This is a genomic window from Ruegeria sp. AG6, assembly GCF_056541565.1.
The window spans coordinates 98,811-113,580 of record NZ_JBQFYQ010000010.1 but is presented as its reverse complement, the minus strand read 5'-3'; the positions used below and the strand labels follow the sequence as shown (position 1 = coordinate 113,580).

At 60.0% G+C, this 14,770-nt stretch carries 20 protein-coding genes; 6 read left to right on the top strand and 14 right to left on the bottom strand.

Annotated elements, in window-relative coordinates; all coding sequences use genetic code 11:
• The first annotated feature begins 5 nt into the window (after window positions 1-5).
• Window positions 6-560, top strand: a complete 555-nt coding sequence (locus ACR0I0_RS17505; RefSeq protein ID WP_480492379.1) for a hypothetical protein — start codon at window positions 6-8, stop codon at window positions 558-560.
• A gap of 40 nt (window positions 561-600) precedes the next feature.
• The gene (locus ACR0I0_RS17500) at window positions 601-993 is read left to right on the top strand and encodes an META domain-containing protein (RefSeq protein ID WP_171637551.1); all 393 of its coding nucleotides are present in this window, start codon (window positions 601-603) and stop codon (window positions 991-993) included.
• Here the strand turns inward: ACR0I0_RS17500 and recO are convergent.
• Entirely contained in the window at window positions 977-1,702 is a 726-nt protein-coding gene (recO, locus tag ACR0I0_RS17495) for a DNA repair protein RecO (RefSeq protein ID WP_171169330.1), read from the bottom strand. The two genes, ACR0I0_RS17500 and recO, sit on opposite strands and share 17 nt — an antisense overlap.
• A 194-nt stretch (window positions 1,703-1,896) precedes the next feature.
• Between recO and ACR0I0_RS17490 the strand changes: the two genes are divergently transcribed.
• Window positions 1,897-2,148, top strand: a complete 252-nt coding sequence (locus ACR0I0_RS17490) for a hypothetical protein (protein ID WP_171637553.1) — start codon at window positions 1,897-1,899, stop codon at window positions 2,146-2,148.
• A gap of 290 nt (window positions 2,149-2,438) precedes the next feature.
• Window positions 2,439-2,828, top strand: coding sequence for a VOC family protein (locus ACR0I0_RS17485; protein ID WP_480492376.1), 390 nt, complete (start codon window positions 2,439-2,441; stop codon window positions 2,826-2,828).
• 56 nt (window positions 2,829-2,884) lie between these two features.
• Here the strand turns inward: ACR0I0_RS17485 and ACR0I0_RS17480 are convergent, their stop codons facing one another.
• From ACR0I0_RS17480 to era, 3 genes are all read right to left on the bottom strand, one after another.
• Window positions 2,885-3,208 (bottom strand): SemiSWEET transporter, encoded by a 324-nt coding sequence (locus ACR0I0_RS17480; protein WP_171637557.1) that lies wholly within the window; start codon window positions 3,206-3,208, stop codon window positions 2,885-2,887.
• A gap of 112 nt (window positions 3,209-3,320) precedes the next feature.
• Window positions 3,321-3,650, bottom strand: coding sequence for a DUF1491 family protein (locus ACR0I0_RS17475; protein ID WP_171724856.1), 330 nt, complete (start codon window positions 3,648-3,650; stop codon window positions 3,321-3,323).
• Window positions 3,647-4,555 (bottom strand): GTPase Era, encoded by a 909-nt coding sequence (gene era / locus ACR0I0_RS17470; protein WP_480492374.1) that lies wholly within the window; start codon window positions 4,553-4,555, stop codon window positions 3,647-3,649. Before era ends, ACR0I0_RS17475 begins: the two co-directional genes overlap by 4 nt.
• 160 nt (window positions 4,556-4,715) lie before the next feature.
• Here era and ACR0I0_RS17465 point away from each other — a divergent pair, with 160 nt between their 5' ends.
• Entirely contained in the window at window positions 4,716-6,098 is a 1,383-nt protein-coding gene (locus ACR0I0_RS17465; RefSeq protein WP_480492372.1) for a multicopper oxidase family protein, read from the top strand.
• Between the two features lie 51 nt (window positions 6,099-6,149).
• Here ACR0I0_RS17465 and ACR0I0_RS17460 read toward each other — a convergent pair whose 3' ends face one another.
• The 10 genes from ACR0I0_RS17460 to folK all read right to left on the bottom strand — a co-directional run bounded on the left by ACR0I0_RS17460 (window position 6,150) and on the right by folK (window position 14,023).
• Window positions 6,150-6,626: a hypothetical protein gene (locus ACR0I0_RS17460; protein ID WP_171637561.1), complete on the bottom strand. Its 477-nt coding sequence runs from the start codon at window positions 6,624-6,626 to the stop codon at window positions 6,150-6,152.
• Window positions 6,627-6,782: 156 nt separating this feature from the next.
• The gene (gene rnc / locus ACR0I0_RS17455; RefSeq protein WP_171637563.1) at window positions 6,783-7,460 is read right to left on the bottom strand and encodes a ribonuclease III; all 678 of its coding nucleotides are present in this window, start codon (window positions 7,458-7,460) and stop codon (window positions 6,783-6,785) included.
• Window positions 7,457-8,296 carry a signal peptidase I gene (gene lepB / locus ACR0I0_RS17450; protein ID WP_171229134.1) on the bottom strand — a complete coding sequence of 280 codons (840 nt, stop codon included), beginning with the start codon at window positions 8,294-8,296 and terminating at the stop codon, window positions 7,457-7,459. The genes rnc and lepB overlap by 4 nt, the downstream gene beginning before the upstream one ends.
• A 60-nt stretch (window positions 8,297-8,356) precedes the next feature.
• Window positions 8,357-8,776 carry a holo-ACP synthase gene (acpS, locus tag ACR0I0_RS17445; protein ID WP_171637565.1) on the bottom strand — a complete coding sequence of 140 codons (420 nt, stop codon included), beginning with the start codon at window positions 8,774-8,776 and terminating at the stop codon, window positions 8,357-8,359.
• Window positions 8,773-9,396: a LysE family translocator gene (locus ACR0I0_RS17440; RefSeq protein ID WP_171637567.1), complete on the bottom strand. Its 624-nt coding sequence runs from the start codon at window positions 9,394-9,396 to the stop codon at window positions 8,773-8,775. Before ACR0I0_RS17440 ends, acpS begins: the two co-directional genes overlap by 4 nt.
• Complete coding sequence (locus ACR0I0_RS17435) at window positions 9,393-10,139, bottom strand: pyridoxine 5'-phosphate synthase (RefSeq protein WP_171637569.1); 747 nt, start codon at window positions 10,137-10,139, stop codon at window positions 9,393-9,395. Before ACR0I0_RS17435 ends, ACR0I0_RS17440 begins: the two co-directional genes overlap by 4 nt.
• Window positions 10,132-10,830, bottom strand: coding sequence for a DUF2062 domain-containing protein (locus ACR0I0_RS17430; RefSeq protein ID WP_171724853.1), 699 nt, complete (start codon window positions 10,828-10,830; stop codon window positions 10,132-10,134). Before ACR0I0_RS17430 ends, ACR0I0_RS17435 begins: the two co-directional genes overlap by 8 nt.
• 16 nt (window positions 10,831-10,846) lie before the next feature.
• A complete protein-coding gene (locus ACR0I0_RS17425; protein ID WP_171637571.1) occupies window positions 10,847-12,979 on the bottom strand; it encodes a RelA/SpoT family protein in 2,133 nt (710 codons plus the stop codon).
• Window positions 12,980-13,005: 26 nt separating this feature from the next.
• On the bottom strand, window positions 13,006-13,359 hold the full coding sequence (gene rpoZ, locus ACR0I0_RS17420; protein WP_117869873.1) for a DNA-directed RNA polymerase subunit omega: 354 nt from the start codon (window positions 13,357-13,359) through the stop codon (window positions 13,006-13,008).
• 94 nt (window positions 13,360-13,453) lie between these two features.
• Window positions 13,454-14,023, bottom strand: coding sequence for a 2-amino-4-hydroxy-6-hydroxymethyldihydropteridine diphosphokinase (gene folK, locus ACR0I0_RS17415; protein WP_480492369.1), 570 nt, complete (start codon window positions 14,021-14,023; stop codon window positions 13,454-13,456).
• Between the two features lie 141 nt (window positions 14,024-14,164).
• Between folK and ACR0I0_RS17410 the strand changes: the two genes are divergently transcribed.
• Window positions 14,165-14,740 carry a LabA-like NYN domain-containing protein gene (locus tag ACR0I0_RS17410; protein WP_117869875.1) on the top strand — a complete coding sequence of 192 codons (576 nt, stop codon included), beginning with the start codon at window positions 14,165-14,167 and terminating at the stop codon, window positions 14,738-14,740.
• Window positions 14,741-14,770: the final 30 nt, after the last annotated feature.

Genomic DNA, 14,770 nt, shown 5'->3' with positions numbered 1-14,770 from the left:
ACCGCATGACCCGATCTTTCCTTGCCATGTGTGCTGTTCTTGCGGCTCTTGCTCTGGCGGCTTGCACCACGTCTCAACCGACGGTGAGCCGCAACGATATTGATGCGCTGGCTCAGTCGATCCAGGCGCTCGGGTCGAATATCGATCCGGCCGAGGCTCAGAGGGCGGCCACAATCGCCTATTCCTACTCGCAGCAGTTGGCACGGGATTGGAATGTCACCGACCCGGCTATCATCCACAACGCCAAGGTCATCAACGGGTTCCGCGAAAAGGGCCTGTGCAATGACTGGGCCGAAGCGATGACCAAACGCTTGCGGCAGGAAAATTTCCAGACGCTGGACCTGAACTGGGCCACGTCGCCGCCGACCCCGTTTCGCATCATCCACCATTCGGCATCGATCAGCGCCAAGGGGGACACAATGTATGACGGTATCATCCTCGACCCATGGCGCAACAGCGGTGCCTTGTTCTGGGCGCCGGTGCGTGAAGATACGCGCTATAACTGGAAACCCCGGCAGGAAGTGCGTGCGCAACTGCTGAACGGGTCTCTTCCTTACTGATCCGGTTCCAACAACATCCCCTATGCGCTAAGACCCAGCCATGACTCGTCTGATCCTGACCCTGCCCTTGTTGGCACTGTTCCAATGCGACAAGGACGAAACCGTCGCCGCCTATGGCGCGGCGGACCAGATTTGGGTGCTGCAGGAGATCGATGGTCAGCCCTATGAGGCGAGCGCTCTGCTGCGGTTTCCGGAAGAAGGCAGGATTGCCGGCAACGCTCCGTGCAACAGCTATGACGGAACACTCAACGCGCCTTACCCTTGGTTTGAGGTTCAGAACCTCAACGCGACGCGCGCCGCCTGCGCGGGACTCGAGGCGGAAGGGGTCTACTTTGCCGCCCTCATGGCCATGACCCAATCCGAGGTGTCAGGCAATGTTCTGATTCTGCGCAATGAGGACGGGCACGAGATGGTGTTCACAGCCGCCGAGTGACCTGATCCACGAACCGAGCCCGCGCTTCGGGCAGCGGATTATGCCCCAAAGACGGAGCAACGCGGTGCTCCAGGAAATATCCGGTTGTGCGCAGGGCCTCTGCGACCTCGGCATCGGGCGCAGTGCCCTCACCTCGCAGACAAGGCGGCAGAGGCAACAGCTTGTCCGCCCATTCCCCGGCGCCATTGGCGCTGACGGAACGGCCTGTTTTGGGGGATACATAGATCAATCCTTCGGTCACACCGGTCACGGCGCAGGCTGTCAGATCAAGGCCAAAGCCAAGTTCGTCAAGCAACGCGAGCTCCCATCGCAGATAGGCCAGAGGCCAGACCTCGTCCTGCCCCAACAGATCCATCAACTGTTCCGTCCGGGAATAAAGCGCGGGGTGTGGTTCCCGTTCGGGCAGACAAAAGGACAACAGCGAAACGACCGCGTTCAGCCCGGACAAGGCCAGTCGCCCTGAAAAAGCGGCTGCCGCACGGGACCGCAGGGGTTCGACCTGAAAGGTGCCGATATGTTCTTCCAGCCGCGCACGCCACAGCACGTCCAATTGCGCCCCAGGTTGCAGGATCGGCGCGATCTTGCGGCTGGTCCCGCCGCGCACCACACCTGCGTGGCGCCCGTGGCCTTCGGTAAAGACCTCGATGATCGCCGCTGTTTCACCATGGCGGCGTAATGTCAGGAGTATTCCGTGATCGCGCCAGTCCAAAACCTGACCCTGTTGCTGGTTTGGTTGGTTCGCAGAAAATCCCAAGCGACGTTGGCACGCAAGAGCGGAAGTGCTTCAACCCCTTTTCAGCGCGTGTTCTTTTCCGAAGCTGCCATAGTTTTGTGACTTCGCGCCACCCGGCTTGTACGTGTTTTTACGACCCCCAACTGCGCTTCAACAAAAGGGGCCGCAGCATGATCGATGACGAACCGAAACCCGCCACATATTACGACGAACTCGAAATCTGGACACCGGATCCAACGGCGGCAGACATGCAGGTCTATGAGACATTTGCGTCAGCCATCGTCGAACTTGTGCAGGTTTTGGATGACAACAAGCCGATGTTGTCGAGGGATGTCTACGCACGCTTTTCTGCCTCTCTGCTGCACCTGTCCAGGGTGTTGGGCGAGTACGAAGACGGGTGGAACGGCGGACATGGCGCGTAATCCCAAGACATGCAAAGACTGAAGGGCAGAGCATCGGCTTTTCATTGCAACGGTCCAGTCCGATATAGCGACCAGACCTGACCACGGTGGATTCCGTTGTGCCTCAACATGAACCCGCCGCCATTCCTCAGATCACCAATGTGCCCCGGCAGAACGCGCCTGCTGCCCCTTGGCCGATGGAAACCCCGTCTGTCGTCCGGGGTATCGCCAACTGCGGGCAAAAGAATGCGTTGCTTTAATCCCGTTCAGGCCATAATGTTCTACTTATGTTCTAAAACGGGATTCCCAAAATGTCTCTTAATTACGTCATGATCGGTTCCAACGACGTTGCCAAGGCACGCAGCTATTACGACGCGGTTATGCCCCGGATCGGCGGAAAGGTCGTCGCTGAGTATATGCCGCATGCCGTATGTTATGAGCTGCGCGGCGGCGGATGCATATGGGTCGCGACACCGTTCGACAAAAAAGACGCGACGATCGGCAACGGAAACATGGTTGGCCTGCTGTGCCAAAGCACAGAGGAAGTGCGTGAGGCGCACGCGGCCGCGCTTGCAAATGGCGGAACAAACGAAGGTGATCCGGGGGACCGCCCCCAATATGGCCCAAACTTTTTTGGTGCCTACGCACGCGACCCCGATGGGAACAAGATGAGCTTTGTCTATTTTAGCGACGCGGATTGATGGCCCCGAGCATCGTCTGCGACCGCGAACAAGAAAGACCCAAGCCAGCGTGAAGTTCAGAACGTCACACCCGCATGAACCAGAATTCCTATGACCATCAGCAGGTTCAGCACCATCGAGATACCGTTGCCCACATAGATGGGCAACTTGCCGACCACCAGACCATATGCGAACCACAGGAAGGACAGCCCGGCATAAAGCGACCAGGACAGAAGCGACTGACCAGTAGCGTGTTCGGAATGGGTGAAGTAGAGCTTGATCAGTTGCGGAAGCGTGGCAAAAGGACCAACAACCCCGACAAAGACCATGAAGCTTTCGAAACGCTGCATCCAGTGGCCGAGTTCCGATTTTTCCAGTTTCTCAGCAAGCGTTTTAGCCACGAAAGCACCTCTTGGTTGCGCCTGTCCACAGGGCAAGCCAGCCCTGCCAGTGTAATTGCCGGGGTAAAATAGTCATTTTGGTCTCTGCGTCAAAGACCCGTCTGTACCGTGGTCACTCCAGCCCTTCTTCGCCCAGCAGGTGCCGCCCCTGCCGGTCTTCGACCTCGATCACCCAGAGGTCGGGGTCAAAGCTGCGTTGGCGCTGAATGGCCTGGTCGACGTCACCTTCAAGGCCGGACGAGAGTTCGACCCATTTCCGTTCGCCACTCATCAGATCAAAGCTGCGTTGGAAGGCAACGGCCTGCCCGTTTAGTGTGTTCAGCTTGACCAGAACTGCGCCTGCGGTGTCATCGCCATGGGCAACCACATAGGCCGGGATATCCTGAAATCGCAGCCGCGCCAGATAGGCGTGAACCCAGAATTCCGCCGTCAGCCGCGTCATGCGTTTCCGTCTTTGTAATCCAGCCCCATTTCCGAATACCGCTCGGATTCTTCCAGCCAATTGGGCCGGACCTTCACTTGCAGGAACAGGTGAATCCTGCGGTCGAGGAATTCTTCCAGCTCGGCCCGTGCGGCCTGACTGACGGCCTTGATCGTCTCGCCCTTCTTGCCCAGAACGATGCCCTTGTGGCCGTCGCGCATGACATAGATGACCTGATCGATCTTGGCAGAGCCGTCTTTGCGCTCTTCCCAGTTTTCGGTCTCGACGGTCAGTTGATAGGGCAATTCCTGATGCAGACGCAGGGTCAGCTTCTCGCGCGTCATTTCGGCGGCGATCATGCGCAGGGGCAGATCGGCGATCTGGTCTTCGGGATACAACCACGGGCCTTCAGGCAGTTCAGAGGCCAGCCACTTGCGCAAGTCCTCGACGCCGTGTCCCTTTTCAGCAGAGATCATGAAGGTTTCGGCAAACGGGTAGCGCGCGTTCAGGTCACTGGTCAGCGCCAGCAGCTTCTCGGACGGCACCTTGTCGATCTTGTTGATGGCCAACGCGATCGTGCGGCCCTGCCCGATCTCTTCCAGACCTTCTAGAATGCGCTCGACGCCTTCAGTAATGCCACGATGCGCCTCGACCATGAGCACAACGATGTCGGCATCCGCGGCCCCGCCCCATGCGGCGGCGACCATGGCGCGATCCAGTCGGCGGCGGGGTTTGAACAGGCCCGGCGTGTCGACGAAGACCAGTTGCGCGTCGCCTTCCATCGCCACGCCGCGGATACGCGCGCGGGTGGTCTGCACCTTATGCGTCACGATCGACACCTTGGCCCCGACCATGCGGTTCAGGAGGGTGGATTTGCCCGCATTGGGCTCTCCGATCAGGGCGATAAATCCGGCGCGTGTGGTCATGTGTCTGGCAATCCTGTCTGCAACTGCGCCCCCCTATAGCAGAAAGGGGCGGCGGGCCAGAGGGATTTGTCGCATTGCAGCCCTGCGCTTGCAGTGGCAGGACAGGATTAGATGCCCAGCCAGTTCCAGCCCGGCAGCAAATCCTTTCAGTGAGGTTGTCATGAAACGTCGCGAGTTTCTTCTTGGAAGCGGTGCCGCCGCTGGTGCGTTTGGGTTGGGCGGATGGTCGCTGGCGGCAGGCAATGCGGCGCAGGAGCTGGTGCTGCAACCCGCCAGTTACTGGCTGCGCGAAGGGCTGACCACAGGGATGGTCAGCCTGTCGCCCGATGCGCCGCCGCCGATTCTGTATGGGCGGCAGGGCGAGCCTATGCGGCTGAGCGTTCGCAACACCTTGCCGGATTATACCTCGATGCACTGGCACGGGCTGCGCATTCGAAACGGGATGGACGGGGTGCCCTACCTGACCCAAATGCCCATCGGCGAGGGCGAAAGTTTCGCCTATGAGTTCACGCCGCCGGATGCGGGCACGTATTGGTATCATCCCCATTGCATGACGATGGACCAGATGGCGCGCGGGCTGACCGGCGTGATGGTGATTGCCGAGCCGGACGAGCCGGGGTTCGACAGCGAGCAGGTGGTCAATCTGCGGGATTTCCGTCTGGACGAGAATGACGCGTTCCTGCCGGCCTATACGGCGCGAGGTGCGGCGCGGGCGGGCACGTTTGGCACGGTGCAGACCGCCAACTGGCAGAGCGAGGCGGTCTATGAACACACGGCGGGTAGTCTGGTGCGACTGCGGGTGGTCAACACGGACACGACCCGCATCTATAGGTTGCATCCTGAGGGGGCCGAGACCCGGATCATCGCCTGGGACGGGCATCCGGTCGAGATCGATCTGCCGGTGCCAACGGCGGACGAACCGCTGTTGCTGGGCCCCGGTCAACGGGTGGATATTGCCGTCCGGATGCCCGAGGGCGAAGGGCAGTCGGCGGACCTGATAGCCAAGTTTCCCGGTCAACCACATCGCGCCATGGCGCGCTTGCGGGCGACCGGCACATCAGCGGCGCGCGATCTGCGAGAGCTGCGCCCATTGCGTGCAAACCCTGTCGCGCGCCCAGATCTTGATCAGGCCGAGTTGCATGAATTCGTGTTCGGCTGGACCCCGGAAGGCGGCGCCCCGAATGACGGGTTCTGCGGGTCGTTGGGCTATAGTTTCTGGTCGATCAACCGCACACCCTGGCCGGGCGATGCGGCGCAGGAAACCGGGCCGCTGGCCGTGCTGCAACGGGGCAAGAGCTATGTTTTGCGATTGCGCAATGAATCGCCCAATCTGCACCCGATCCACCTGCACGGGCTGGCCTTCGTGCCGCTGCGATCCAACCTGCGCACCCTGCCACCGCTGATGACGGACACGATGCTGCTGTTGAAGGATGAGGTGGCGGATATCGCACTGGTGGCGGACAACCCCGGCGACTGGGCGTTTCATTGCCATGTGATCGAACATCAGAAAACCGGGCTGACCGGGTTCATTCGCGTGGAGTGATCAATGAAAACCGTCGGCCCGACACCGGACCGACGGATAGTACGGGTCAGATCACGGGTGACGGCGCAGGATGGGGTTCAGCACGGCCACAAACACGATACCGTACAAAACGTGTCCGATCAGCGCGACCCATGTGATGCCGACAAAGTTCAGGAACGGTGGCAGACCGGCAAAGGTCGTGACACCTCCGATAGCAAACACCCACAGACCGAAACCATAGATTGCCGAGGCTACAAAGATGTGGGCCGGACCCAGAACCTTGACCCAGATTGGCTGGAAAATAAGGAACCAACCCAAAGGATAGGCAATCAGGCCGACAATGTAGAAATGCACAAAGAAGCCCAGAAAAGCGTTGCTGGGCAGGCCCAGACTGGACAGCAAACTCTGCGCCAGACCTTCGGGTGACAGGTTGGCCCAGCCGATCCCGGGACTGACAACCTGCCCCCAGAAATCGAAGGCCATGGTTGCCACAAACCCGGCAATGAACAGAAAGCCGATATTGACGAGCGAGAGTTTTGCACGTTGCATTAGATTGCCTTTTTTTATGTTGTTTTCTGAGTGCTTTGACCTGCCGTAGCCTGACTGGTGCCAAAACGACTGATACCCAGATACAGGTCGCCTGTCGTGGCTTCTATAGTCTTCAAGTTAGATTGAAGTTTGTGACAGGCCGAGCTTAAACTGAGATCAGCCGACCCGCTCCAGCAAGGCCTTGGCGGCCGCCTGTTCGGCCTGGCGCTTGGAACCTGCCGTGGCTTGTGCCTCGGTTCCGTCCTGAAGGCGGGCGGCGATGGTGAAGACGGGGGCGTGGTCGGGGCCGCTGCGTTTGACCTCGACATAGCTGGGTGGTTTCTGGCCGCGCGCCTGCGCCCATTCCTGAAGCGCGGTTTTGGCGTCGCGGGCGTCGGCCTCGACCTTATGGATGCGGTCCCCCCAGAGGGCGAGGATGACATCGCGGGCGGCCTCAAACCCCGTATCCCGATAGATGGCAGCGATCACGGCCTCCATCGCGTCGCCCAGCAGCGCTTGCTTGCGACGGCCACCGGACAGCATCTCGGACCGGCCGAGTTTCAACACCGCGCCCAGGTCAATCTGGCGGGCCACATCAGCGCAGGCTTCTTTGCGGACCAGTGCGTTGAACCGTGGGGCCAACTGACCCTCGGACGCCTTCTTGTCAGCTTCAAGCAGCGCAGTGGCCATGACAAGGCCCAGCACCCGGTCTCCCAGAAACTCCAGCCGCTGATTGTCGGGGCGGGTGGACGAAGACACCGAGCCATGGGTCAGCGCGCGCACCAGCAGTTCGGGGTTTTTGAACTCATACCCCAATCGCCGCTGGAACGCCTTTATTTCAGCCGAGAGCTTCAATTGACCGCCTTGAAGAACCGATCACCGCGCCATGTCCAGAAGAACAGCATCGAACGGCCCGCGGACGAGAACATGATCCGGTCGGCACGACCGATCAGGTTTTCGTAAGGCACGTATCCGACACCACCGGCAGATTGCGGCAGACGGCTGTCGCTGGAATTGTCACGGTTGTCACCCATGAAGAAATAATGACCCTCGGGCACGGTATAGATGCCGGTATTGTCCGATGCCTGGTTGCCGATATTCAGCACGTCATAGGACACACCGTTGGGCAGGGTTTCGATCAGGCGCGACTTTTCACAGGTACCACCGATTCCAACAGGGCCGTTTTCACAGCGGGGGCGCAGGCGCTGCGGGCCTTGCGGTTCGGCAATTTCAGTAAACACGCCGTCGGGCTGCTGAGGAACCGGAGTGCCATTGAGGATGATCTGGCCATTGCGGACCTGGATCCGGTCGCCAGGCAACCCAATCAGGCGTTTGATATAATCACGCCCGGTGACCGGATGGCGAAAGACGATGACATCGCCACGTTCGGGATCACCGCCCCAGATACGGGTATTGTCTTCGCCCTGCATCCAGCCACAGATATCTTCGGCATCCACGTTCAGGCCGACGCTGGGGATGATCAGGCTGGGGCAGGATGCGTAGGAATAGCCATAGGCCATCTTGTTGACGAAGAGGAAATCGCCGATCAGCAGCGTCTGCTTCATCGAGCCCGAGGGGATCCAGAACGGTTGAAAGAAGAGGGTGCGGAACACGCCGGCAATCAACAGCGCGTAGACGATGGTCTTGATCGTCTCCCAGACGGGATTTCCGGTTTTGGCGTCCTCGGCCATTCTGCTCGCTCCAGTTCTTTGCTTGGCTTCGCTGCTACATGCGGGGGGGATGGGGGCAAGTCAAGGCTGCGCGGGCTGATCTTGAACCGGACGCGCCTCGATCACCACAAAAGCCTGCGCCCAAGGGTGATCATCGGTCAGGGTGACGTGGATGATCGCCTCGTGCCCGTCGGGGGTCATTTCCTTGAGGCGCTCGGCGGCCCAGCCGGTCACGTGCATCACCGGTTGGCCGGTGCGCAGATTGGTGACGGCCATGTCCTTCCACGAAATGCCCATGCGCAGGCCGGTGCCGAGCGCTTTGGAACAGGCCTCTTTCGCGGCCCAGCGTTTGGCATAGGTTCCGGCCGTATCGGCGCGGCGTTCGGCCTTGCGCTGTTCGGTGTCGGTGAAGACCCGGTTGCGGAAGCGGTCGCCGAACCGGTCGAGCGTGCCCTGGATGCGGTCGATGTTTGCGAGGTCTGTGCCGATTCCGAGGATCATGACAACCGCACCGTGAGGATCTTGTAACTCGCCACCCCGAAGAACCCGGCAAAGGCGAAATCGAACCAGCGGCGGGCGCGGCGGTAGGTTCGAACCAGGCGTTCGGAGGAAAACAGAAACGCATAGCCGATAAAAATTATCAACGATCCAGCATAGAGCATGGCGAAATAGCCCAGCAGCATCGACAGGCTGGCATCGCTGGGGGCGACGATGGCATAGATCGAGCCCCAGCTGAGGATCGCCTTGGGGTTCGTCAGGTGGATGGCGGCACCTTTGGCGAAGATCGTCGGCAGCGCGCCCGTGACCGGTTTGCCCAAAGCGACCTCATCCGCGGTCATCGCGCGGCGCAGGGCCTTGAGGGCCAGCCAACCCAGATAGGCCACGCCGACATAGCGGATCACTTCGAACACCCAGACATTGGCCAGCATGATCGCCGACAGGCCAAGCGCTGCAGCAATGCCCCAGGCGGCGGACCCGGCACAGATGCCCAGCGCGAAGACCAGACCAGCGCGGCGGCCTTCGTTCATGGCGGTTCCGGCAATGCCCATCGTGGCGGGGCCCGGAGAGCCCCCGGCCATCAGCCAGGCGAACCAGATGGCGACAAAGCCGGGGGTGATCACGCGCGCGCCTCGTCCATCAGGCGACGCATTGCCTGAATGGCCGGGGTCATGCCCAGAAAAATCGCCTCGCCAATCAGGAAATGACCGATATTCAGCTCTTTTACTTCTGGGAAAGCGGCAACCGGTTTTACGGTGTCATAGGTCAGGCCATGGCCCGCATGAACCTCGAGCCCAAGCGAATGGGCGAAGGTGGACATCTGGCGCAGCGACTCAAGCTCGCGTTCGGCATCTTCCATGCGACCTTCGGCATGGGCGTCGCAATAGGCGCCGGTGTGCAGCTCGATCACTTCGGCACCAATGCGATGCGCGGCTTCGATCTGACGCTGATCGGCGGCAATGAAGATCGACACGCGGCAGCCGGCCTCACGCAGGGGCGCGATGAAATGCGCCAGCTTGTTTTCCTCGCGCGCGACTTCAAGCCCGCCTTCGGTCGTGCGCTCTTCGCGCTTTTCAGGCACGATGCAGACCGCGTGAGGCTTGTGGCGCAGGGCGATTTTCTGCATCTCGGGCGTCGCGGCCATCTCAAAATTCAGCGGCACCGACAGAACCTCCATCAACCCGTCGATATCGGCGTCCGAGATATGGCGTCGATCTTCGCGCAGATGCGCGGTGATGCCATCCGCCCCCGCTTCTTCCGCCAGTTTGGCAGCGCGCAGCGGATCTGGATAATCCCCACCCCGCGCATTGCGCACGGTGGCCACGTGATCGATGTTCACACCCAGACGCAGATGGTTCTCAGACATCACTCGATTCCTTTTGCATGTTTCTGCCCGAGCCTAGAGGCTCTGCCGAAGAAACGGCAGCCGAATCTTCGGCCAAACGCTTGATTTCCTCGAACTTCGCCTTGATCCTGGCGCGGCGGCGCTGCTGATACGTCAGGATCAGCGGCAGGCTGAGGTAATAGCAGATCACCCCCGCAACGACGCCCGGAATGATCCCACCGATCATATAGGGATAGAAGACGTCATCGTAGAACTGCGACAGCCCGTGCCAGTCGGCCACGCGATCCGTAAACAACGCCAGAAAATTGTTCTTGAGGTCCCCTATGGCGCTGGCGAATTTGCCCATCAGCCCTTGTGTGTCGCCTTCTTCGTATTCTGTCCCCAGCAGGAAATGCCCAGTCTGAAGACAGATCACCCCGATCGGAACATAGGTGAGCGGGTTGCCAAAAAACGTGCCGCTGAGCGCGGCCAGAATATTTCCCTTGATCAGCCGGGCACCGATGGCGGCGACAAGAAAATGCAACCCGTAAAACGGCGTAAAGGCCGCGAAAACACCCGCCCCTATACCGCGCGCGATCCGGTCAGGGGTATCCGGCAAGCGCCGGACGCGGTGTTTCACGTAATGGAAGGCGCGGGTCCATCCGCCACGCGGATAGACGAAATCCGATGCAATCTGGACTGGAGAGCGTCGGTCTCGGCGCTTGAATACCACCCGTGATCACCCCTTCTCAGCCAGCCGCGGTCGCGGTTTTGGTCCGGTCCCGATAACGTTCGACCGCTGCAACGTCGCTTTCCGCCTCCAGCATCAGCATGAGTGAATGAAGCTGTTCAAGGTCGCGCAGTTCGACATTGATCAGAAGGCGGTAAAAATCCGGTTTGCGGTCAACAAATTCCAGGTTCGAGATATTGGCCTTTTTCTCGCCGATCAATGTGCAAATACGCCCCAGAACCCCGGCATCGTTGCCAATGGTCAGATCCAGCGTCGCGCCATAGACGGCCGGGTGCGTGCCCGAATGCCAGTGCAGATCGACCCACCGGTCAGGTTCGCCTTCGAACTCGCTGAGCCGATCGCAATCGATGGCATGCACGACCACGCCCTTGCCCCGATAGGTGATACCGACGATACGTTCCCCCGGCAGCGGCTGACAGCAGGGGGCCCGGTCGAACTTCTGCCCCGGCTCCAGGCCAATCACCGCACGGCGCAGCGGAATGGCGTCGCCGTCGTCCTTGGCAAGTTCGGGATAGACGGCCTGAACCACCTCATGTGCGGTCAGTTCGGCGCTGCCAAGGCGGGCCAGCAGCTCGTGCCGGTCTTTCAGGCGCAGGTGTTTTGCTGCGGTATCCAGCGCCTTGTCGGTCGCCTTGCGGCCCACGTGCTCGAACCCGGAACGGGCAAGTTCTTTGCCCAGCTTGATGAATCGTTCGCGATCCACCTCGCGCAGGGCGCGGCGAATGGCGGTACGGGCCTTGCCGGTGACTGCAATCTCCAGCCACGTGACCTGTGGCGTCTGACCATCGGCGGTAATGATGTCCACGGACTGGCCATTCTTGAGCCGCGTCCAGAGCGGAACGCGGATACCGTCAACCTTGGCCCCGACACAGGCATGACCGATCCGGGTGTGAATGGCATAGGCAAAATCGATCGGCGTCGCGCCACGCGGCAGCTTCACCACGTCGCCCTTGGGGGTGAAACAGAACACCTGGTCGGAATACATCTCGAGCTTGACGGCCTCGAGGAAGTCTTCGTGATCTTCCTCGTTGTCGAACTGCTCGGTCAAATTGGAAATCCATTTGGCCGGGTCGACGGCGAACGGGTTCTCGGTGCGCACACCGTCGCGATAGGACCAATGCGCCGCGACCCCGGTTTCGGCCACGTCGTGCATCTGGCGGGTGCGGATCTGGACCTCGACCCGTTTGCCGTCCCGGCCCGACACCGTGGTGTGGATCGAGCGGTAACCGTTCGATTTGGGCTGGCTGATGTAGTCCTTGAAGCGCCCCGGCACCGCGCGCCAGCGCTGGTGGATGGCCCCCAGGGTTCGATAGCAGTCTTCCTCGGTCTGGGTGATGATGCGGAACCCATAGATGTCGGACAGGCGCGAAAAGCCCTGATCCTTTTCCTGCATCTTGCGCCAGATCGAATAGGGTTTCTTGGCGCGGCCGAACACCTCGGCCTCGATCCCGGCCTTTTCCAACTCGTGCCGCATGTCGCCGGTGATGCGATGGATCACGTCGCCGGTCTCGCGTTGCAGGGTAATAAAGCGACGGATGATCGACTGGCGGCCTTCGGGATTGAGAACACGGAAAGCCAGGTCTTCCAGTTCCTCGCGCATCCACTGCATACCCATCCGGCCCGCAAGCGGTGCGTAGATGTCCATCGTCTCGCGCGCTTTGACGATCTGTTTTTCGGGACGCATCGCCTTGATCGTCCGCATGTTGTGCAAACGGTCGGCCAGCTTGACCAGAATGACGCGCAAGTCCTTGGACATGGCCATGAACAGCTTGCGGAAGTTCTCGGCCTGCTTGGTCTCGCGACTGGACAGTTGCAGATTGGTCAGCTTGGTGACGCCGTCGACCAGTTTGGCGACTTCATCCCCGAAAAGTTCAGCCACCTTGCCATAGTTGGCCTTGGTGTCTTCGATCGTGTCGTGAAGCAGCGCCGTGATTATGGTCGCATCATCCAGACGCTGTTCGGTCAGGATGGCGGCAACGGCAACGGGATGAGTGAAATAGGGCTCGCCGGAATGGCGGAACTGCCCTTCGTGCATCTGCTGGCCAAATTCATAGGCCAGCGCAATGCGGTCAGCATTCGTCTTGGGATTGTAGTTGCGGACCAGCGCAATCAGATCGTCAGCAGAAATCATCCGGTCCGCACCTTCGTCTTCAGGGCTTACCCCTGCCCTTGAGCCTCCATCAGAGCGCGCAGGAGCTTCTCTTCCGACATGTCGTCCATGGCGGGTTTGTCCGTTTCGGCACCCATCAGCAGCGCCATCTGATCTTCTTCGGGCTCATCAACCTCGATCTGGGTCTGGTTGGCCTCGATCAGGCGCTCGCGCAGTTCGTCCGCGCTTTGGGTTTCATCGGCGATCTCACGCAGAGACACGACAGGGTTCTTGTCGTTGTCGCGGTCAACGGTAATCGCTGCACCGGCGGAAATCTCACGCGCCCGATGGGCGGCGAGCATCACCAGCTCGAACCGGTTTGGAACCTTGTCTACGCAATCTTCAACCGTCACGCGGGCCATTGGGCGCTCTCCGTTTCTGAATCCATGTCAGGAAGGGGTTTATCTAAGCGCGAATCCGCGCCTTGACAAGCAGGAAATGCTGCATTTGCACGGATCACAGCGCCGTGACCGCCGCAACCTCTGCCGCGGGAAGGGTCTGGATCATCTCGCAGACCGTGCGACCCATAACCGGATGACGCCAGTCGGGCACGATATCGGCCATCGGCACCAGGACAAAGGCGCGATCCTGAAGGCGCGGATGCGGCAAGATCAATTGATCCGGTGCCTCTTGCCTTTGCGCGTCGGTCGGCAGGGTCCGCCAGCGATCAAACGTGGCGCGATCCGGCAGGACCAGATCTTGGAAACAGACCAGATCCAGATCCAGCGTCCGCATCCCCCAGCGCTGCACCCGTTCACGCCCGAATTCCTGTTCCACCTCGTGCAGCACCTGCAACAGCTGCGACGGAGATTTCTCGGTCGCAATCAGCGCCGCAGCATTCACATAATCCGGGCCGGCCCCGGAGGGAAAGCACGGGGTGGAAAAAAAACGACTGACGGAGCGAATCACCACATCGTGACGCGATAACGCGTCAAGCGCGTTCTGAAGTGTTACAGCGGGACCATTTCCTCTCAAATCGAGATTTGCGCCCAGCGCAACAACGGCATTTGGCATGGATTTGCTCATGTGATACCCTACATTCGACCCATTGCATACTTGCGATAATCGACAGAAGTTCTAATTATGGGCGTACCAGAGCGCGTCATTTTATCACTCACTCACTCACGTAACGCGGCACGCACTGGATTATACCGGAAGGGAACATTTATGTTTTATAAAGACGAACGGCTAGCGCTGTTCATCGACGGCTCGAATCTTTATGCTGCGGCAAAAGCACTCGGTTTCGACATTGACTACAAACTTCTGCGGCAGGAATTCATGCGCCGCGGCAAGCTTCTTCGGGCCTTCTATTATACAGCGCTGCTGGAAAACGACGAGTATTCGCCGATCCGCCCATTGGTTGACTGGCTGCATTACAACGGCTTCACCATGGTCACGAAACCGGCCAAGGAATACACCGACAGCATGGGGCGTCGGAAAGTCAAAGGAAATATGGATATCGAGCTTACCGTCGATGCCATGGAACTGGCGCCGCGCGTCGATCATATCGTGCTGTTCTCGGGTGATGGGGATTTCCGCCCGCTGATCGCCAGCCTGCAACGGCAGGGCGTGCGCGTATCGGTGGTTTCGACCATCCGCAGCCAACCGCCGATGATCTCGGACGAACTGCGCCGCCAGGCCGACAATTTCATCGAGCTGGAAGATCTGCGCGATGTCATCGGTCGCCCGCCGCGTGAAATGCCGACGGAGCATCGCAGCGTCGCTGTTGCCAGCAACAGCTGACAAGGCGACAAGCCTGTCATGATGGGGAAA